General features: G+C 64.1%; 18 protein-coding genes. 8 read left to right on the top strand and 10 right to left on the bottom strand.

The genetic code is table 11. From position 1 onward, the window contains the following. The first annotated feature begins 11 nt into the window (after positions 1 to 11). From LZC94_28520 to LZC94_28530, 3 genes are all read left to right on the top strand, one after another. Positions 12 to 341 (top strand): hypothetical protein, encoded by a 330-nt coding sequence (locus LZC94_28520; GenBank protein WXB11791.1) that lies wholly within the window; start codon positions 12 to 14, stop codon positions 339 to 341. Next, the gene (gene tnpB, locus LZC94_28525; protein ID WXB11792.1) at positions 335 to 733 is read left to right on the top strand and encodes an IS66 family insertion sequence element accessory protein TnpB; all 399 of its coding nucleotides are present in this window, start codon (positions 335 to 337) and stop codon (positions 731 to 733) included. Before LZC94_28520 ends, tnpB begins: the two co-directional genes overlap by 7 nt. 118 nt (positions 734 to 851) lie before the next feature. Continuing rightward, positions 852 to 2,222 (top strand): IS66 family transposase, encoded by a 1,371-nt coding sequence (locus tag LZC94_28530; protein ID WXB11793.1) that lies wholly within the window; start codon positions 852 to 854, stop codon positions 2,220 to 2,222. 9 nt (positions 2,223 to 2,231) lie between these two features. On the opposite strand, the gene LZC94_28535 is transcribed toward LZC94_28530, so the two are convergent. The 6 genes from LZC94_28535 to LZC94_28560 form a co-directional block, all read right to left on the bottom strand. Further along, on the bottom strand, positions 2,232 to 2,756 hold the full coding sequence (locus tag LZC94_28535; GenBank protein ID WXB11794.1) for a transposase: 525 nt from the start codon (positions 2,754 to 2,756) through the stop codon (positions 2,232 to 2,234). Positions 2,757 to 2,797: 41 nt separating this feature from the next. Continuing rightward, positions 2,798 to 3,187 (bottom strand): helix-turn-helix domain-containing protein, encoded by a 390-nt coding sequence (locus LZC94_28540; GenBank protein ID WXB11795.1) that lies wholly within the window; start codon positions 3,185 to 3,187, stop codon positions 2,798 to 2,800. 956 nt (positions 3,188 to 4,143) lie between these two features. Continuing rightward, complete coding sequence (locus LZC94_28545) at positions 4,144 to 4,488, bottom strand: hypothetical protein (GenBank protein WXB11796.1); 345 nt, start codon at positions 4,486 to 4,488, stop codon at positions 4,144 to 4,146. A 133-nt stretch (positions 4,489 to 4,621) separates the two neighbouring features. Beyond that, positions 4,622 to 5,092, bottom strand: a complete 471-nt coding sequence (locus tag LZC94_28550; protein ID WXB11797.1) for a prolyl oligopeptidase family serine peptidase — start codon at positions 5,090 to 5,092, stop codon at positions 4,622 to 4,624. Beyond that, entirely contained in the window at positions 5,023 to 6,453 is a 1,431-nt protein-coding gene (locus tag LZC94_28555; protein WXB11798.1) for a hypothetical protein, read from the bottom strand. Before LZC94_28555 ends, LZC94_28550 begins: the two co-directional genes overlap by 70 nt. A gap of 502 nt (positions 6,454 to 6,955) precedes the next feature. Continuing rightward, positions 6,956 to 8,674 (bottom strand): hypothetical protein, encoded by a 1,719-nt coding sequence (locus LZC94_28560; protein WXB11799.1) that lies wholly within the window; start codon positions 8,672 to 8,674, stop codon positions 6,956 to 6,958. A 372-nt stretch (positions 8,675 to 9,046) separates the two neighbouring features. Here LZC94_28560 and LZC94_28565 point away from each other — a divergent pair, with 372 nt between their 5' ends. The 5 genes from LZC94_28565 (at position 9,047) to LZC94_28585 (ending at position 15,530) form a co-directional block, all read left to right on the top strand. After that, positions 9,047 to 9,553 carry a hypothetical protein gene (locus LZC94_28565; protein WXB11800.1) on the top strand — a complete coding sequence of 169 codons (507 nt, stop codon included), beginning with the start codon at positions 9,047 to 9,049 and terminating at the stop codon, positions 9,551 to 9,553. Between the two features lie 735 nt (positions 9,554 to 10,288). Continuing rightward, a complete protein-coding gene (locus LZC94_28570; protein WXB11801.1) occupies positions 10,289 to 11,707 on the top strand; it encodes a hypothetical protein in 1,419 nt (472 codons plus the stop codon). Between the two features lie 111 nt (positions 11,708 to 11,818). Further along, positions 11,819 to 12,097: a hypothetical protein gene (locus LZC94_28575; protein WXB11802.1), complete on the top strand. Its 279-nt coding sequence runs from the start codon at positions 11,819 to 11,821 to the stop codon at positions 12,095 to 12,097. A 1,031-nt stretch (positions 12,098 to 13,128) separates the two neighbouring features. Then, a complete protein-coding gene (locus LZC94_28580; protein ID WXB11803.1) occupies positions 13,129 to 13,866 on the top strand; it encodes an SAM-dependent methyltransferase in 738 nt (245 codons plus the stop codon). Positions 13,867 to 14,117: 251 nt separating this feature from the next. Further along, a complete protein-coding gene (locus tag LZC94_28585) occupies positions 14,118 to 15,530 on the top strand; it encodes a hypothetical protein (protein WXB11804.1) in 1,413 nt (470 codons plus the stop codon). A gap of 76 nt (positions 15,531 to 15,606) precedes the next feature. On the opposite strand, the gene LZC94_28590 is transcribed toward LZC94_28585, so the two are convergent. From LZC94_28590 to LZC94_28605, 4 genes are all read right to left on the bottom strand, one after another. After that, complete coding sequence (locus tag LZC94_28590) at positions 15,607 to 16,623, bottom strand: SDR family oxidoreductase (protein ID WXB11805.1); 1,017 nt, start codon at positions 16,621 to 16,623, stop codon at positions 15,607 to 15,609. Beyond that, positions 16,590 to 17,042 (bottom strand): DUF1440 domain-containing protein, encoded by a 453-nt coding sequence (locus LZC94_28595; protein ID WXB11806.1) that lies wholly within the window; start codon positions 17,040 to 17,042, stop codon positions 16,590 to 16,592. The genes LZC94_28590 and LZC94_28595 overlap by 34 nt, the downstream gene beginning before the upstream one ends. Before the next feature lie 279 nt (positions 17,043 to 17,321). Then, positions 17,322 to 17,828, bottom strand: coding sequence for a hypothetical protein (locus tag LZC94_28600; GenBank protein ID WXB11807.1), 507 nt, complete (start codon positions 17,826 to 17,828; stop codon positions 17,322 to 17,324). 98 nt (positions 17,829 to 17,926) lie between these two features. Then, complete coding sequence (locus LZC94_28605) at positions 17,927 to 18,961, bottom strand: hypothetical protein (GenBank protein ID WXB11808.1); 1,035 nt, start codon at positions 18,959 to 18,961, stop codon at positions 17,927 to 17,929. Between the last annotated feature and the right edge of the window lie 72 nt (positions 18,962 to 19,033).

Genomic DNA, 19,033 nt, shown 5'->3' on the forward strand with positions numbered 1-19,033 from the left:
GGCGGTCGCGTTTGATGTTCATTGCGCGCATGGCGAGACATGATGCGAACTGGTGGGCTGAGCGGATCAAGGAGCTGGCGCAAAGCGGCGACGCGGCGGGGATCGCCCGCCGACACAGCGTCAGGGAGCGGACGTTGATCTGGTGGCGATCCGAGCTTGAGCGGCGCGCGCGCACAGCAGGCCCCACGCGCCTGCTGCCCGTCGTCGTGACACGACCTGCGACGGTGGAGCGCGATATCGAGCTTGTCGTCGAAGCCGGACCGGCACGCATCACGATGCGTGGAGCGATTACGGCCGAGCATCTTGCGGCGCTGGTGGCCGCCGCGGCGCGCGCGTGTTGAGTCTCGGGCCCGGCATCGAGATCGTCCTCGCGAGTGCGCCCGTCGACCTTCGGCGCGGACACGATGGCCTCGTGACGCTCGTGCAGTCTTTGTGGAAGGCCGACCCGTACAGTGGCACCCTCTTCGTGTTTCTTGGTCGCCGCATGGATCGCGTGAAGATCCTCTTCTTCAGCGCGGGCGGCTTCGTTGTCTATTACAAAAGGCTCGAATCTGGGCGCTTCACGCTGCCGCGGATCCCTGAAGGGGCCTCATGCATCGACCTCGACGCGACGTCGCTCACCATGCTGCTCGATGGTGTCGATCTTCGTCTCGTTCGACGCACACCGATGTGGAAACCCGCGAAGACGACCGCCGAAGCGAAAAAGGGGATCGACATTCGGCGGAGTGCATGATCAAAGCTGTTTATTGGTCCCTCCTCCCGACAACGACGAACACGGTTCCTGCGCTTGGCGCGAGTACGCGCAGTACCTCGAACAGGAGGGTGCGCGGGCGCAAGCTCGAATGGATATCATGCAGGCCGAGCTCGAGGTGCTCAAACGCGCCTTCGCCAGGCGTACCGAGAAGATGGGCAAGATGCCCAAGATCGCGCGGCCACCGAGGACGCCAGCGGAGATCGCCGAGCGCCGCACGGAGCAGGCTTTGCTTCGCGCGGAACACATCGTCACAGAAGAGAAGACGGAGCCCGTGCCCGAGACGCTGAAGAAGTGTCATCTTTGCGGCGGCACGAATTTTCGCAGCGTCGGCACCGGCAAGCCATCCGAGGTTTACTCGTACGTCCCGGGCTACTTCCGACGTGTTGTGCACACGCGCGAGGTCGTCGCGTGTCGATGCGGTGGATGCGTCATTACCGCGCCGCCGCCGGAGCGTTGGTCGGACAAGACGCGGTACGATTCGAGCTTCGTTGCGCACCTCGTCGTCTCGAAGTGCCTTGTCGTCACGCCGCTTTATCGTCTCGAGCAGTCGTTCGCGCGGCTCGGTATGCCCATCGCACGAAGCACGATGAATGACTTGTTCCGGCGTGCGGCGCAAAAGCTCGAGCCCCTCCGAGCCCCGCTCTTCGACGTCATCAAGAAGGACTTCCTCGTCCATGTCGACGAGACGTCGTTTACGCTGACGAAGCAAACCTCGAAGGCGTTTATCTGGGCCTTTGTTGGCAAGCGCCTCACGGGATATCGCTTTGAGCTCACGCGTGGTGGCGATGCTCCACTCGAGGTCCTCGGTGATTCGCCTGGCGCATTTCTGTGCGACGATTATCGTGGATATGACCCGCTCGAGAAGCGAGGACTCCGTCAGCGATGTGGCTGTCTCGCTCACGTTCGTCGGAAATTTTTCGAGGCCGGGGAGGTGCCCGAAGCGAAGGAAGCACTCGACCTCATCGCCGGAATGTACGGTGTCGAGCACGAGGCAGAGCATCGCGCGTTTCTTGGCACGGCCGAGCATCTCGCGCTGCGGCGCACCTATGCACGGCCTCTATTTGTGCGATTACTTCTGCTTTCTCGCGAACTTCGTCGTGCACACGGACCGAAGACGTTGCTCGGTCGTGCCGCGCACTATGTATGGCGCAACCTGCGCCCGCTCGGCCGTTTTCTCCGCGATCCGCGCATCCGCCTGGACAATAACTTGGCAGAAAATGCCCTTAGGCTCGTCGCTCTTGGCCGGAAAAATTTTCTATTTGTCCACAGCGAGGACGCCGGTAAGGAACTCGCACTGCTCTACTCACTGGTCGTCTCGTGCACACGCGTTGCCATCAATCCCGTTGAGTACATCGCGGACGTTCTCGAACGCATCGACAAGACCGCCGACGACAATCTCTCGAACCTCCTGCCCGATCGCTGGAAACCACACGCGATCGCATCACCCTCGACGTTTTTCGACGCTTAACCCCAGAGATCACCTGAGTGGAGCCCGATAACCGGCGTGAACGAACCAGTTGCTCGCGTGCGTCTCGGTGACTCGAAAGCGCGCTCGTCTGGCGATGAGCCGAAGCGCTTTGGGGTGGCGGGGAGCGTGGCGTCGCACGTATTGCTTTTGGAGGGCCCAGCCGGATTCAATTGGATTGAGGTCGGGCGAGTATGGGGGCAAGTAGACGACACGAACGCCGCGCGCCTTGCAGGCGGCTACGACACGCGGGTCGCGGTGGGCGGGGAGGTTGTCCATCACCAGGACGTCTCCGGGGTACAGTCGAGGGAGCAGCTTGCGTTTCAGCCAAGCCAGGAAGCGGGGACGGTTGGCCGTTTTGAACATCGTGCTGAGGACGACCCATCCCGATAGGCGCATCGCCCCAAGAAGTGTGAGGTTCGTGCCCCAGTTCATAGGAATGCGATCGATGAATTCGCGACCTCGCTTCACCCAGGCGTGGCTCCGACTCATGGCCAGGTTTAGGCCCGATTCGTCGAGAAAAACCAGCTTTTCCACGGGAATCCGGAGGATCCTCCGTCGGAAGGAGCGGCGCTTGGCTATGACGTCGGGTCGCTGACACTCCAACGGCCGTCGGCGTTTTTTTTGATGACGTACCCATACCGATGCAGCGCGCGCTTCATGCTGGACACATGAACTCGCGCGCCCCGCGGGCGAAGCCGATTGAACTCCGCCGTAATCTCGTTAGCGGTCGCATCGCGCAGCTTCGCAACAAGCGCATCAACGTCGCCCTGGCCGATCGGGGACGGCGTTCCGCCTCGCTTCGGGTCGGCGCCGAGCGGCACGCCACGACGCCCTCGACGAACCCACCGCTTGACGCTCGCCTCACCGATACGAAATCGAGCGGCAATTACCGCATAGCTTCCGTCGCCAGCTTCGTACGCCTCGACGACCCTGGCTCTCAATTCAAGAGGGTGCGCTTCCGCCATGCCGCGACCAGATCATGCCTCGAGCCAAAGAGCAAGACGCTTGATCGACCCAGGTGAGCACTGGGGTTAGACCATCGCGGATCGAACGGAACCCCGTTCAGGCCGTTCGCCGTACGGTTACGCATCAACGTCGCCCTGGCCGATCGGGGACGGCGTTCCACCTCGCTTCGGGTCGGCGCCGAGCGGCACGCCACGACGCCCTCGACGAACCCACCGCTTGACGCTCGCCTCACCGATACGAAATCGAGCGGCAATTACCGCATAGCTTCCGTCGCCAGCTTCGTACGCCTCGACGACCCTGGCTCTCAATTCAAGAGGGTGCGCTTCCGCCATGCCGCGACCAGATCATGCCTCGAGCCAAAGAGCAAGACGCTTGATCGACCCAGGTGAGCACTGGGGTTAAGCCTCGAGGGGCAGGAGTCGCGCGGAATCGCAAGCATCAATCCCAATTCGGGTTTTGCCGTATCGCGATCCGTCCCGACCCGCGGCGGCGAATTGCTCGTGAAGTGCAAGGGCGCGGCCGCGCCGGAGGCCGAAGACGACTCGGATCATCGCGAATGCCTTGGCGACGCGAGCTGCGATACCGGCGACTACTGCGCGTTCGGGCCCCACGCAGGCGCATTCGAAAAGGGGCGCTGCCAGCGGCGCGGCAATCGGGGCAGCCCCTAGCCGCTCGACATTTCAAAGACGCCGAAGCAATACTTTCCCCCTGAAGAACGAGTTCGTTCGGGCGCCGGCGCGATCATGTGCACCACGCCAGCGGGTGACGCGATACGGCGCGGAGAGGCGCCCGAGGAGTTTCGCTCGACGGTCGCGCGCCACTTTGCCCAGTTGCTCCTCTTGTACCACGTATCGTTCGCGTCCTTGACCGCGCCGATGCACGTAGCATTGCGCGCGCCGGAGGCCACCACGGTGCACAGCCCCCGGCCCGAGCGCGCGCGAAGCAGCTTACGCCTTCACTCCCAGGATGCTTCTTGGGGATCGAACTTCGCGAGCTTCTCGTTGGCGAGCTCGGACCCGAACATCGTTATCTCGAAGATGCCGTCGCCCGAAGCGCTGAGGTAAAGCGCGCGCTTGGTGAGCCGAGCCTCCGCGCCCCAATCCGAATGGGAAAAGACCCTCCCGCGCTTATCCGCTTTTCCTTCCACGAAGCCGCGAAGCTCCATGGCATTCACGAGCTCTTCGAGGGTGGGCTCATCGAACGGAACGAGGTTATGTTCATTTTCGAAGAAGGCAGGTGACTTTGCAGCCTCGTACTTGGCCTGCGTCTCGCGACCTACGATGTGAACGGAGTAGCTCATAAATAACCCGAGATACCATGAAACCTCGGTGCTTTCAAGGCTCAGCTCGGTCCGCCGGGGCGGCCGATGGCTCGGCCCATCGCGTGAAAAACGGAGTCGATACCGCTCCCGAAGCGCGGCACGCGCGAGCGGCCTACGGCTGCAGGTATTTCTGAAACCAGCTCACCACCGCCGCCATCTCCCGAAGGCGGTTCTTGCTTTTCACGAAGCCGTGGCCTTCGTCGGGAAAGAGCACGTACTCGAGCGGCACCCCGCGCGATTTCAAGGCGCTCACCACCTGCTCGGCCTCCACCACCGGGACATTGGTATCATTGGCACCGTGGAGGACCAGGGTCGCCGCCTTCACGCGATCGATTTTATGGATGGGCGAGAGCTCGCGCAGCATATCGCGCTGGGTATCGGGATCGCCATATTCGACCCGAGAGAGGGCGCTCATCCACGGCTCGGCGTGGGCGAAGAAGGTCTCGAAGTCGACGATCCCGTAGAGATCTGCGCCCGCCGCAAAGCGCTCCGGGTAGTTGGTGAGGCCGGCCATCACCATATACCCACCGTACGAGCCGCCGTAGATGCCCACCCGCTTGGGATCCGCGACCCCGCTCTGCACCGCCCAGTCGAGGGTGGCGGCGATGTCCTCGATGGCCCCCCTTTGCGGAGGGCGCCATTGTCGAGGTTCACGAAGCGCTTGCCGAAGCCGCTCGACCCCCGCACATTGGGCGCGAGCACCGCGATCCCGTGGGCGAGCAGCGCCTGGTAGGTGGCGCTGAAGTACGGCCGCTCCTGCCCCTCGGGTCCCCCGTGGAACGAGAGCACGATCGGTCCCGGCCCGCTCGCGCCCGCGGGGCGATAGAGCCAGCCGGTGAGCGGCAGGCCATCCTTCGCCGAATACCGGACCAACTCGGGGCGCACCAACTTGGAGAGCTCCACCCCTTCGTGCGGGCTGTCGGTGATGGGGACGAAATGCACCCGGGCCTTGCGAGCGCCTGCCGGAGGGGGAAGATCGGCGACGAAGACATTGGTCGGCTGCACGGCGCCCTCGCCGGTGAGGGTGAGGCGTTTGCCGTCGCGCGAGAGGCCCGCGCCGTACAGGATCTCCGCCGGCGGCTCCGCGATCCCCGTCGCGAGGTTTCGCTTGGGATCGTACCATGCCAACTCGCTGCGGCCGGACGCGTTCCAACTGAGCACCCCCGTGGTGAAGCGCTCGTCGAAGATCACGTCGAAGAGATCCGCGTCGTCGCGCGCGGCCAGGAGCTCGGGCGCACCGGCGCCCTTCCCGCGGAGCGCCGCGCGGAAGAGGGCCACCCGATCGCGGCGCAAGTCACCTGCAAAATACACATATTTTCCGTCGGCGCTGAAGGCGCCGGCGTCGAGATAGGCAGGTCCCTGGTGCGGCGTGAGGAGGATGTCGGTGCCGGCGGCGATGTCATGCACCAAAAAATCGGCGTCGCCGCGGGTGCGCGAATGGAAGAGCAGCACCTGTTTGCCATCGCGGGAGATGTCTTGCACGAAACCGAAGCCCTGAACCTCGGCGACCCGGGTCGAGGTACCGCTGGCGATGTCATAGAGGTACGGATCGGCGCTGGCCGGATCGCGCGTGTTGGCGGAGTAGCCGAGCTTTTTGCCGTCGTGGGAGAAGACGCCGATGAAGTTGTTGTCCTTGCCGCCCGCGGTGATCCGCTTGGCGCCGCTGCCGTCCGGGTGCATGAACCAAATCTGCCGGTTCATGCCACCGCCCGGTGCAACCAGCGCCGCCAGCCATGCCCCATCGGGCGACCATAGGACGACGCGCACCGGATCCTCGAACGTGGTAACTGCCTTGAGCGCGCTTCCATCGGCCCCGACTGTCCAGACCTGCGGAACCCCGCTTCGATCGGAGATGAACGCGAGCGTCTTGCCATCCGGCGAGAACGAAGCGCGGTACGATCTGCGGATCGAGACCATCGCGTTGATCTCGGGCATCCTCTGCACCCGCGCGTCCAACTCATCGAACGAGACGGGATGCGGCGCGTTATCATGTGCAGGGGAAGGCGGAGGCGCCGAGCGGACTGCAACCTGCGAGGCCGCAGGTTTGGGTGCATCCGCGGCCGGCGGACCACCACAAGCGGCGGACGCGCCGATTGAAACGAGCACGAAGGGGAGCGGGCCTCGAATGCGCATGTTGGATCGTACTATTTGTCGCGCGCGCATCGGAGACAAGGCTCTTACGATGAAGTTTATCGCGCGGGGCGGTGCCGGCGCGTCGATCGTGAGCATTCCCGTTCCGAGTCTCGCGCCCCGACGGACAATCGCCGCCGCGCGCCGTTCGGGGACCGCGCACATCCCTTGAAGCTCTTGCACACCTGCGTTGAATCCCACGCATCGCGCCGGCTTCGTACGGGATCATGGCCCCGCGAGCGGCGTCCCTTCGAAACGTGCTCGCCGCCCCCGAACATCATGTCGCCCTTCGAAGTGCCCGGATAGCCCTCGTGGGTCATCGGTTCGGTCGTGAGGTGAACGTCGATGACACGAGGTCGTCGACCGTCCCCGAAGAGCACCGAAGCGCGGCGTGCCTCGCCCGTGCAGTCTTCGCCGACAGGCTGCGAGGTTCATGCCCCCATCGCTTCAAGACGACGTTGTACGCGGCACAGGCACCGGGCAGATCGCCCTTCTTCTCGAGCGCCAACCCGAGGTGCAGATTGGCCCACGTATGATCGAAGGGAACCCCAAGTGCCCAACATGAGTTTACCGCTCGTTGCAGGAGAGGTATGGCGTGCTCGAGATCATCCGCCAGCAGATACACGTGACCGATGGCTGCGTCGTCGGCAGCACTTCGATTGAACGGGCTTGCGATCGGCAAATAGTGCGGAAGTACCCGCAGCGCTTCTGCCGCATCTTGCTGGGTCATCACGACACGGGCATAAGCGTCGAGCCATCGACGTACGGAGCGACCTCGGGTATTCGAAGTATCCGCCGTGAGCCACGCGCGTCGTCGAGCCTCGAACTCTGCATCGGAGAGGCCGCCGGCGCGGTATCCGGCCGAGAGCACGAGTATATCTAAGTCGATGTACGGGTTCCGCGTGAGCCAAGCATCGCGCTCGAGGAGGTATTTCGTCATCAGGCGCTTTGCGACCTCGCGCTCTCCGAGCTCGGTCGCCATTTCGAATCGAAGGACAAAGGGGCGCATGTGCATGCTCTCGAACTTTTCGTGAACGGCAGATCGAGCCCAGACATCGACAATATGTCGGAGCTTGGAAAACTCGCCCGTGAGCGTGTAGAGGTCAGCTTCCCCCCACAACGGAAGAGCGGGCTCGCTCGAGGATTGCGCCGGTGGTTGCGAGAACTGCGCGAGCGCCGCACGGACGCTCTCCGTCGAACCTCCGCGACCGTAGATCGAGCTGGCGAGCGAGCTCGCGACGGACGTTTCCCACCCAATGCCGGGCATGGCGAGGATGGTCCGCGCGCGCTGCTCGGACTCCGCGCACCGCCCTTCATCCATGTCGAGGTACATACGCGTGATCCAACAGTCTTCTGCGAAGGCCGACATCCGAAGACATTCATCGAGCGAATCGCGCAGCCGATCCGTGTCGCCCAGGCTCCCGAACACGAATGCTCGACCGAGCCACCCCATTGCGCTGGACGGGTCATTTCGTAGAAGAATGTCGAAGGTCTCGGCCGCCTCGACAAAAGCATTTTTGGCCAGTTGGGTTTGCCCGAGCAACGACAGCACGATCCAATCGGACGGAAATAGCTCGCGCACCCCGAGGAGGCGCATCTCGGCTGCATGCGCATCGGGCGGAATCGCCATCAGAGGCTCCTGAGCCTCGAGGAGCGCGCGGTCGCGAGGAGAAAGCCGGGCGCGCTGCACCGAGGCCGCCTGATGGTGCGCCCGCATCTCATCGTCGACCCGTAAAATGCGTATCCTTCGGGGGAGCATCGAAGCGTACAGGTGCGCAGGTGCCAAATTCGGGTCGAGCTCGATCGCACGCTCGAAATACTTCTTGGCCGACCCGGGCGATGCGTCGCGCCAGCTTCGAAGGCCCGAATCGAGGTACGCCAGCGCTTTGGAATCGTTCGAATCGGACACGTCGCTCGCTGCTCGCACGGAGGGAACAGTCCCCGTTTCGACCCGTTGTTTGGCCATCGGCTCGTGGTATCGGTTGGACGCTGCGACCGCCCCAAACGCGAGCGCGGCCAGGACGATAAAGCTCATGACCCAAACGAATCCACGAGACGTCGTGGCTGTCGTGGCACGCAATGGCTCCGACGTCGGATCGTGAGAGGCTTCGCTCTCGGGCAACAGCGTCTCGCTCTCATCGTTCCTTCGGACCGAAAGCTCCGCGGCAAGCTGCGCGCGCGTCCGAGCGACGATTTGTGCTACGGGCTCGCTCCAGGTCTGCTCCAGCGCTGCGATCAGCGCATCGCGCATCTCCTGCCCGGTACTCCATCGCTCGGAAGATGAAAATGCGAGCGCCTTATCGACGAAGTGCACCAGGGGCCGAGGTACGTCGCTCAACAGGGCAGCAATGGAACGCGCGCGCCGCGTCGCCGCGGCCGCGAGCTGCGCCCGCGAGCTCTCCGCCTCGTGAACGAAGCGGCCCGAAAGGAGGGTAAAGATCGTCGCCCCCACGGCCCAACAATCGCTGTGCGGACCCAGGGCGTCTCGATCCCCGAGTGCCTGCTCGGGCGCCATGAATGCCGGTGTGCCGAGCGCACGACCTGTCATCGTGACATCACCGTCGGGTGCACGATCGCGTGCGATCCCGAAGTCGAGCACGCGGACCTCGCCTTTCGTGGTGAGGAAGAGATTGTCCGGCTTGATGTCCCGGTGCACGATCCCTTTGTCGTGCGCACGCGCGAGCACGTCGAGCACGTCGAGCATCAGAATGGCAACTTCGACGAGGGGCATTCTTTTGTTGGCACGCTCCCAGCGGGCGCGAAGTGTCTCTCCCTCGAGCAGCGGCATGACCAAAAACGGGCATTCGTTCTCATCGAGATCATCGTCCAAGACGGGGACCGCGCCCGGGTGCCCTACGCGATTGGCGATGTAGGGCTCGCGCCGGAAAAGGCGGCAAGCATCGGCGTCTCGTAGCCGGTGATCGATTAGGAACTTGATCGCAACCCGGTGGCCGTTGCGATGTACCCCAGCGTACACGACGGCCATCCCTCCGATCCCGAGCAGTCTCGCGATTTGGTATTTATTTCCAACGATGGTACCGATGCGCGCCAATGCCTTTTCATTCGGCGACTCGTGCAATAAGATCGGCATTCGCGGTACCTCTGTCGCATGCAAAGTCGAAGTGGGCCCATTGTGTCGAGCGTCATGAAACCGTCGTGCACATCCTATCAACTCTACCGAACACCGCTATCGCGTTCGGAGGCGACGCATTACGCTCATGCTCGAATGACATCGAAATTTCGGAGGCGGCAGTCCGCCCTGGCGGCATCTGGCTCAATTCCGCTGTTATCCAAACATCACCACAACGGTTCTCCCGAGAATGCGCAACGGGCCGCCCATAGCCTATTGCCGATTCCGCGATTCATATCGCAGGTGCGAGCAAAAGACTCGCGCCCTTTCGCGCCACACGCCCCATGCCCGATGCGCATCGCCATGCCGATCCCGTCCGCGACATGCGAAAGCGGTTGCTGAACGGATGCGGTGTCGCCAAGCTCGCGCAAGTTGGGTCGATTTCAACGAAACGGAAGGCGCGCATCGGCCGAATCCATCTACGAGAGGAACGAGACCTTTGCCTTTGGCCCGACCGCGATGGGAGGAGTCGCGATGCGTTTGAAGCATTCTTTAGCCGCCGCTGCCGTGCTCTCTGCCATGGCTTGCAGCGATTCCAATGCGCCCGCGCCCACGCCCACCCCCACACCGCAGCAAGACACCCACACCTTCGCCGACGAGCCATGGCACCCCGGGGTCCGGCTCCGGCGCGTGGGGGATGCGTTTGCGGAGCATGTCCCGCGCGTGGTGGTGACCCCGAGCGGCAACATCGTGGCCCTGCGCGGCTCGCGCGCGGAAAAGGGCGAGCTTCCCGGGGTGGAGGTCGTCGAGATGGTCGATCCCGACGGGCGCATGCTGGGATCGATGGCCGGGCCGCCGGACAGGGCCGGATTGGATCTGGTGGTGCACCCGAGCGGGGAGCTCACGTTGATCGAGCTGCGCCCCAGCGCCAGCAAGAACGAAAAAGAGGTATGGCTCCGCCGTCTTGGCGCCGATCTGCGCACCCTGCGTGAGGCGCCCCTTCGCGATCGCCCCAGCGAGCACGAGCTCCTGACGTATTTCCTCGCGACCCAGCCCGACGGCTCGCCCGTCATCGACAAGGTCGAATCGCGGCCTGCCCCGGCCGATGACATCGTGCGCATCGACTTTGTCAAGTGGGCGCAGGGGCATGTCCGGCTTGCAGCGCGCGGCGAGGAGGTCCTCGTCGGCGCGTGGACGTACGGAACGAAGGTGTATGCTCTGGGGGCGGATCTCGAGGTGCGCTGGTCGCGTCAGGTGATGCCGGAGAGCCCTTCGACGGTGACCGTCTTCTTTCCCGAGGTGCTCACCGTCGATGAAGCAGGGCGCATCGGGATCGCCTTTCCCGTGAGCGCGCCGTTGTTGGAGGCTTACAAGCGCCATTTCGGACGCGAGGACATACCTCCGTACAAGGGGCCGTCGTACTTCCAAACCATGGTCCGGCGCATCACGGCGGATGGCCGAAAGGACACGGGGCGCACCTTCGACTATGGCGATCGTGCGGACATCGATTACCTCGACGTCGTGGGCATGGCCCTGCGCGGCGACGAGGTGACCCTCTGCGGCTCGGTGCGCATCAAGAACAAGCTTCACATACCGAATCAGACCGAGGAGCACGATCTCGGATGGCTCCACGGCAACATCGAGGGCGGCGCCGTGCAAGCCCGCGCCGCCGATCTTCTGCGCCAGGACTATGCACATACCTGCAGGGTCGACGCAAAAGGCGGATTGACATTTGCGGGCACCAACGACTTTCTGCAGGTCGACACCAACAGTTGGATGGAGTTCGGCCAAGCTCTCGTCTACGCCGTCGATGCCGAAGGGAAAGAGACCGCGCGCATCACCTTCCGAGGGCCGCGCCACACGGAAATCACGACCTTCGATTGGACCAAGCGTGGCGCGGTGGTCTTTGGAGGCACATTCGACGGGCCGGTGACCCACACCGAGGACCAAAGGAGCAACGGCATGCTCGGCGTGCTACCACCACCGGAGCCGCGCTGAACGTGCGCATGGAGATCGCATCCACTTTGCCGCTTTGCCGCATCTCCAGGCCCAAGGGCAATTGGATCAATGATTCACCGGCATCAGTAACAAAAAAGGGAAAGGAATTTCATGCCTATCGAGCAGAACAAGATTGAATTGAGGATCGGCCATGTCGGCAGCGCTTGGGGAAACAGTCAGATGATTGTCACGCTCGAGGTTTCCGAAAGTGGCACGGTAGCGCTCCGGCTGCATATGCATGATCCAACGAGCCGCCGCGGGGGTGAATTGCTCATGCTCGGCGAGGAGCAATATCGCGATCTACTCACTGTTCTTCACGCCACACACCAGACGATTGAACGAATGCGGGCTAGCGGACAGCTTCGGGAGTTCAAGGCGCGGCTCCCGTAAGGCAAGCCAGGCGGCTTCGAGAAGAACGTAGTCGGGGCCGGACATACATCTGATGCTCGTCGATGCGACCGCAATGCTGACCGACATTTCAGTCAGCGAAGGGAGGGCTTTCCAACCTCACCGGTTTTCATACAGTATGCGTTTCTTTCGTTTGCGGAGGCCCAACACTTGCCTTTCGCCTCGTTGGTTTTGCGGCCATTGCATGTCTTGCTATCATTTTTCAACTGGATATCGCACTGCTTTCTATCTGCGGTCCTGCCAGCCGTCGAGCTCGACGAATTGCTTGCCATCGAGGTAAGCGAAGACAGGCCGATGAGAATCGCTACGATTGCGGCAAAATTTATCTTCATTTTATGTCTCTATTGCCGGTCGACCCAGCAAGGCTCGTGAAATGGCCGAAAGTTCGATCCCGTGAAAGCGTGACGTGCGACATCAATCTTGGCTCTCTTCCCTTTCCAACGGGAGCGGAAGGGCTCTCATATCGCTTTGCCCCTACCCCATCGATGCGCTCCACCATCTGCGAATTCTTCGTCGTGGCAAGCGACGCCCGACGCTGTAAGTGCATATCCGGTACCAATGGCATACTCGAATCCCGCCGATTCTACGTGCAGATAAATCGTGCAATCCTGTATGCTGCCGCGCCGGCAGCACGCCCTTCGGGCGGTACACCGGTACAATGGCGGTACGCTCGTGGTACAGTGGTACATGCACGGAGCGGGGCCGATATGTCCCGGGAACGAGCCCCGGTGGCGCGCCGTCCTGTCGGAGCTTGCGGTCACGACCCGCGTTCCATCGTCGGGGACGTTCGAGGTCGGCGCATTTGCCGGCAACGACGTGTTTGGCGAACATCCGCGCTCGCGCCACGGGGCTCGACCTCGTAACCTCGCACTCGTTCGATTGTCGCCAGAATTCATAGCGCTCGTGAGGCAAGGGATGGATGTTACTTAGCCATCATTTCTCGGGCTCCGCAGCCCGGGACGGCGACCGCCGGCAACATGGTAAGGTGTACGCTTCCTAGGGAGGGATGACTTATGGGCGCGACCCAAGCTCCGAACACCGGGCGAATATTGGATTACTGGCTCGGCGGTGATCATCATTTTTCGGCCGACGCCGAGGCAGCGACGGCGTTCAGCGCGCTGTTCGATGGTTTTCCCGAGGTCTTCGCGACATTGCGCAGATTTATCGGGCGGGCCGCTCGTGCCGCCGCGGAGGAGGGGGTGGCGCAGTTCCTCGTATTGGGATCCGGCATCCCGGCGCAAGGGAATGTGCACGAGGCGGTGCCGGGCGCCAGGGTGCTCTACACGGATATCGACCCGGCCAACATCGAGCTCGGCAAGGCGATACTCCGGAATACGCCCGACACCGATTATACTTACTGCGACGCCGCCGACCTCGGCTCCCTCGACCGGAGAGTCGCCGCCATGACCCTCGACCTGTCCGAGCGGCTGGCGATCGTCATGGTCGGAGTGTCGGTCTTTCTCGACGATGACACGGTCCGGAAGACGCTCGCGGACTGCTACGATCTGGCGCCCGAGGGCAGCGTCCTGGTGGCGGACTTCGACGGTGAAGCGCTCGAGTCCCACCCCGAGGTGCTGCGCATCCTCGACGAGGGCGGCGAGCCGCTCCACCTGCGTAGACCGGAACGGATCCGGGCGCTTCTGGGGCCGTGGGCGCTGTCCGACGACGGCATCCGGCCAGTTGACGCGTGGCGTGCCACCCCGGCCGGTGCGGGGCCAACCTTCATGTACGGGTGCATGGCGAGGAAGTAGCCGTCCGGCGGCCCCCGTAACCTCCGACGCGGAGGGCGGATCGTTCACGGCGCCCGCGGGTGCGCCAAGCTCGCTCCAGACACCACGGCGTCGGGTCACGCGAGCCCGGTCGCGAGGGCAAGCGGCGGAAATGGTTCAGGAGGGTCGTCCTTGATGGCCCCGCAAGCAAGATGCTATCGATTGGTATGCTCGTCGATGGAGAACGTTCGTGTTTCGCCCCTCGTGAAATGGCTCCCGCGTAACCGAATCGGATGGATCGCGCGCTCGCAGACATCATCGAAGCGATCGACACAGCGCTCGAAGGGCGTGGGCCACGAACGTCGCCGGCGCCGTGGTTTGCCTGGCTAACGGTTGCCCTCCTCCGGCAGCGCGCTCGCCAAGCGTGGCACCGCTACATTGTCGATACCCATTTGCGCGGCCAGGAGCAGGACGAAGAAAGCGGCGACGTACCCGGCCTTCCAGGCTGGACGTACAACTTCCACGGAAGCGGCTGTTGTTTGATCGGCCCGGACGGCGAGGCCATCGACGTCGATCGTCACGACAGCGAGGCGCGCGTCATCGATCCGTATTTCTTCGCGCGGCGCATTCGCACGGTGCGATCCATCGCGCTACCCGAGATTCGGCTCTGGCGATGGATGCCGACGGACGCGATGATCGTCGCGGCGCTCGCGGAGTTACGCGCCATGGGGGCGCTCGTCTACCCTCGAGGCGATCATCTCTTTCTCCTGGCCGAGCCTCTCGAGGCTCGCGTGCAGGCCATGACGAAATGTCGCTTCGATGACGACCTTACGCGCGAAATCTGGTTGGCAGCCTTCCACGATCGAGACGCCGACGACCACGCGCTTGCCCACCGCGCGTGGGTTCGTTCCCGTGCCATGGACACCACGCACGCGTACAACGTCCTCGACGCCGCACGCGACATTCTCGTGCCGAATGAGCTCACCGAAGTCTGCTTGCACCACATCGCAGGTCCGGCGGGACCGGCGATGGGTAAGGCACTCGCGGTGCTGCGAGAGACCATCGCGAGCGAGGGGGTCGCCGCCGTCTCGTCGCTGGTCGACCGCCTCTCGCCAACAGGCGACCCTCCCTATCCCGCTCATGAGGCGTTCGCGTATCTCCTGGAGCGTGGAGCCGCCAACGCCCATGTGGTGGATCGCTTCGGGACCTTTGCAGCCGTCGAGAAGGCCCGCGGCTTCCGAGGGAATCCGTTTCTTGGTCGGTATGCGATCCTTGCGCTCCGGTTTCTGCCCTCGCGCGCGATGATCCTCGTAAGGCGCGCCCTCCGCTGCAATACGCCCATCTGCGTAACGGAGGTCGCCGCGCTTCTCGCGGCCATCGATCGACCGTGGTGCGTGCGTGAGCTGACCTCCGCGCTCGCCGACGTCCCCGGCGCCAGCGCGATCGCCGAAGCCCTGAGGAGGTGCACGGGGGACCTCGCAAAGCGTCATGCCGCGAAACTCTATGCGCCGCCGACGCACGATCCTTCGCGCCTCGGTTTCACGTATGAAGAAGTGGCGGACGCGAATGCGCGCAATTGGTTCGAGGAACCATTGCGCGACGCGAAACGCATCGCGCAAGAGCTCCTTACGCGCTATCCGGCCACATGGGATGGCGGAGAGGTGGAGCCGGAGAGCTCGACCGAGCCGCGCTCGTCGCGCCACTAGCCAATGGACCGGCGACGAACGTCGCGACACCGATGCCTGACATCGCAACCGCTCGCGGGCACCCGGCGGTCCGGAGCTACGACTCGTAGTTCCGAACCTCGGCCCGCTGGCTGAGGGCCGTCAGCCACGAGGGCGACCATCGCGACGCGCTGTCGGCGCCGCGTATGGCTTGCGTTCCCACGCCGCCCGGCTCCGGCAATAGCCGATTGACCTGGGTCAAAAGGCCCGCGGTGATGGCCGGAAAGAGGCCGTGCACCTTGGCGAGGAGCTTGGCCGGCAGCCCGAGCACCAGGCGGGCATCGCCGCGCCGGCACCCTTCCACGATTTTGCGCGCCGCGCGCCGCGCGTTCAGCGTGATACCGGGCAGCGAATCGGAGATGCTGAACCACGCGTACTCCGCTCGGTGCTGGCCCTTGAACCACGCGTTTCGCGGGCTGCCGGTTCGCATGAGCCCCGGAAACACGGTGGTCACCGCGATGCCCTCGCGTGCGAGCTCCGTGCGGAGGCCCGTCGAGAGCCCGGTGAGCGCGAACTTGGTCGCCGAGTAAGGGAGCAAATGCGGCACGCTCACCAGGCCCCCGATGGAGCTGATATTGACGATGCGCCCGCCGCCGCGCGACCGCATCGCGGGCAGCGCCGCGAAGATGGCGTAGAGCGGTCCCCAAAAATGAGTGTCCATGGCGGTGCGAAAATCGGACAAGGTCATGCATTTGGCGGGGCCGGTTTGGATAACCCCGGCATTGTTCACCAGCACATCGATTCCGCCCCATTGGTGGACCACCGCGCGCATGAATTGGTCGAGGTCGAGTTGCCGGCCCACGTCGCACGCGTAGCCCATGGCCTCGTGCCCCGCGCGGCGGAGCTCCTCTTCGGCGCGGCGCACGCTCTGCTCGTCGCGCGCGCAAAAGGCCACCTTGGCGCCTTCGGCTGCCCAGATGCGGGCCATCTCCACCCCCAGCCCCCGCGAGCCGCCGGTAATGACCACCACTTTGTCGCGAAAATCATAGCGAGAGCTCCCGGCGTTGCCGCGCCATCGGATCGCGCGAAGGGCGGCCAATGTCAATGTGGAGCTCGTGCGTGCAATCCATCCCATGGCCATTTCTCCCGAGGTAAAGCATCGATTCGGCGGGTCAGCGCTCCCAGCGACCATCCCCAAACGACGTGCGCTGCAATCATCAGCGCATTCCGTTGCGGTCGATGGAAGGTGGCGGGGGTGAGCAGCCCAGTGGCCGGTAGCAACCCCAAGTAGCTGCCGGTCCATACGGCGAGACCGAATGCGATTCCCGATCCGGGCCCGGGCGGAATGCGGCGGGTGATGCGCCGATAGACCGTCCCCATCGCTCCGCCGTAGGAAAAGTGGGCCGCCAAGGTCATAGCCTTTTGGGCGCCCGTGGATCGAGGTTTGCCTATGCCGAGCCTTTTGGCCACCCTCATGGCGATCTGCCGCGGCGGCAACGGGTGGCGCTGAAGAAGGGGCAGCCTCCGATGAAGCACCTTCATGACCGCCGTCATGGGTATCGTGGCGATCAGCCCGGCAAACCCTCCTTCTAAAAGGCCTTCAGCCCAATGTCGACGTCGCATCGCGTGGACACGTGCATCCCGCGTTCCGGCACAGGGTTGGGCCGCATGGACTCGCACGTGAAGCTGCGGGGCGTCCGCGCCGAGCTGCCCCGCTGACTCCGTATCGCGGCTATGTCGCGTGGCGGCGCACCATGGCCACCTTCGACGGCGTCACCCCTCGTGGCATCGCTCGACTCGCGTCCCACCGGTCACCGGACGCTCGTCCATCCATCACCGGGGTTGGGACTTGGATTGGGGTTGGGACTCGGATTCGGGTTGGTGCGCAATTCCGCCCATGACGGGCATGGGGGGCTCGATCGCATCGGGCGGCGACGTTTTGGTCGGCGGCTCGGGGTTTGCCGCGATGGGCATCGGCTGGATCGCGCTCGGCATTGCGCTCGGAGGTTCGCCCGTGGTGGCCGAAGCGCCCATGCATCCGGCAGCGCTCAACGGGAGCGCGATGGCGAGGGCCGACGCGAGGACGCGTTTTGCGAGCCGCGCCGCGGGGACGATATCCCGTCGAAACACGATTTCGCCGCGGGCGTCGTGGATGTAGCGGACGCAGAGCCCTTCGGTGGGCGGCGATGCGATCAGGGCACGGGCCGCCTGCTCCGTCATGGTGGAGAGCTCGTGAACCACTTTGCGGCACTCTCCGCAAAAACGCCCGCGGTCGGCCAAGGTCATGGTGTTCCAGTCCGCATGGCAAGGCTTGGCGATGGTTATCTCGGTGCGATGCATGCCGGGAAAACGCGCATCGCCGCCTGACCTTACAGTGGCGGTTGCGTTCCTGCTGCCAAACTTTTCCGAGCCCCGAACGGCGTCGGCGCGTTGCGTCGCTAGGGCCGCCACGTGCGAACCACGTCGGTGATGTTGTTCGTGCCCTTGGTCACGAACATCACCAGGTCGAGGATCCCGCCGTTGGGGTAACGGTAGCTGATGGTCGTCTCGACCGTGGTCGCGTTGACGGCCCGCGACGAGGCGGCGATCCGCGTCGCCCCCACGGCCCGCGCCTCGGCTTGCAGCGCGGTCACATGCGCCGTGCCCTCGTTCGCGCCCGTCACTTGCTTTTCGAACTGCTCGGAGATTTCGTGCGTGAGCGCCGCGCCCGCGTTGGTCCCCGAGGTATGGATCCCCAGCGCCCGCACATCGTCCAGGTCGATCTTCGACTGGCGGAAACCACCGATCAAGATGCGCGCGTCGGCGGGGTCGGTGGAGGTCTGGCCGTGGACGAAACGGATGGTGACGGTTTTCGCGTTGCCGATGGCATTGCGGAGCGTACGTACCAGCTCCTGCGCGTCCGCGGTCAGCGGACCGTTCACGTTGCTGCTCACGAGCGTGACCTCGCCATTGGCGGCCACGCGCACCGTGAACTGCGCGGCGATTACGGTATTGGCCAGCGAGGCGAACCCCGCGCCATCGCCGGTGGCGACGAGCTTGCGTTGGACCTTGCCGGCGGGCGCGGAGGAGAGATCGCGCGCCACCGTCTCTGAATGCGCCCTCCCCGCAACCCCGTTCTCGCCCTCCTCGGTGGTGGTGGCGACCGCCGTGGGGCTACGCATGATCGCGTCGGCGACCCGATCGGCCTCGCGCTCGAGCGGATCGTCGACGTTGCCGACGTCGCGCTTCGCTTGCAGGACGCGAGCCTCCGCCGTCGCGCGATGACCGAGCATGGCAGGTGCTTTGACGGCCAAGGGCGCGTGCGGACGAGGCCCCTCGGGACCGTAAATAGGAATCGACCCGAAGTCGAATCGACGAACATTCAGCTCCGGAAAGAGCGCCGGTGGTGCCCTGTCCGCGGAGCGGTTTGGCGCGGGCGTTGGCGACACCAGGAGGCTCCCCGCCGCCTGTGGCTGAGATTTCTGCGCGAACATGCGACCACCGCTCATGAGTCCTCCGTCCTCCGCGAGCCAAATAACGTATTCCCACGTTCCCGAGTTCGAACG

The sequence above is a fragment of the Sorangiineae bacterium MSr11954 genome (assembly GCA_037157815.1).
Classification (GTDB): Bacteria; Myxococcota_A; Polyangia; order Polyangiales; family Polyangiaceae; genus Pendulispora; species Pendulispora albinea.

What these genes read in the sequence shown, in the direction of transcription:
- LZC94_28580 (WXB11803.1), top strand. Translation starts at nt 13,129, where the DNA reads ATGGGCGCGACCCAAGCTCCGAACACCGGGCGAATATTGGATTACTGG.
- LZC94_28540 (WXB11795.1), bottom strand. Translation starts at nt 3,187, where the DNA reads ATGGCGGAAGCGCACCCTCTTGAATTGAGAGCCAGGGTCGTCGAGGCG.
- LZC94_28570 (WXB11801.1), top strand. Translation starts at nt 10,289, where the DNA reads ATGGCTTGCAGCGATTCCAATGCGCCCGCGCCCACGCCCACCCCCACA.
- LZC94_28585 (WXB11804.1), top strand. Translation starts at nt 14,118, where the DNA reads ATGGATCGCGCGCTCGCAGACATCATCGAAGCGATCGACACAGCGCTC.
- LZC94_28600 (WXB11807.1), bottom strand. Translation starts at nt 17,828, where the DNA reads ATGCATCGCACCGAGATAACCATCGCCAAGCCTTGCCATGCGGACTGG.
- LZC94_28530 (WXB11793.1), top strand. Translation starts at nt 852, where the DNA reads ATGCAGGCCGAGCTCGAGGTGCTCAAACGCGCCTTCGCCAGGCGTACC.
- LZC94_28595 (WXB11806.1), bottom strand. Translation starts at nt 17,042, where the DNA reads ATGACGGCGGTCATGAAGGTGCTTCATCGGAGGCTGCCCCTTCTTCAG.
- LZC94_28590 (WXB11805.1), bottom strand. Translation starts at nt 16,623, where the DNA reads ATGGGATGGATTGCACGCACGAGCTCCACATTGACATTGGCCGCCCTT.
- LZC94_28605 (WXB11808.1), bottom strand. Translation starts at nt 18,961, where the DNA reads ATGTTCGCGCAGAAATCTCAGCCACAGGCGGCGGGGAGCCTCCTGGTG.
- LZC94_28545 (WXB11796.1), bottom strand. Translation starts at nt 4,488, where the DNA reads ATGAGCTACTCCGTTCACATCGTAGGTCGCGAGACGCAGGCCAAGTAC.
- LZC94_28560 (WXB11799.1), bottom strand. Translation starts at nt 8,674, where the DNA reads ATGAGCTTTATCGTCCTGGCCGCGCTCGCGTTTGGGGCGGTCGCAGCG.
- LZC94_28575 (WXB11802.1), top strand. Translation starts at nt 11,819, where the DNA reads ATGCCTATCGAGCAGAACAAGATTGAATTGAGGATCGGCCATGTCGGC.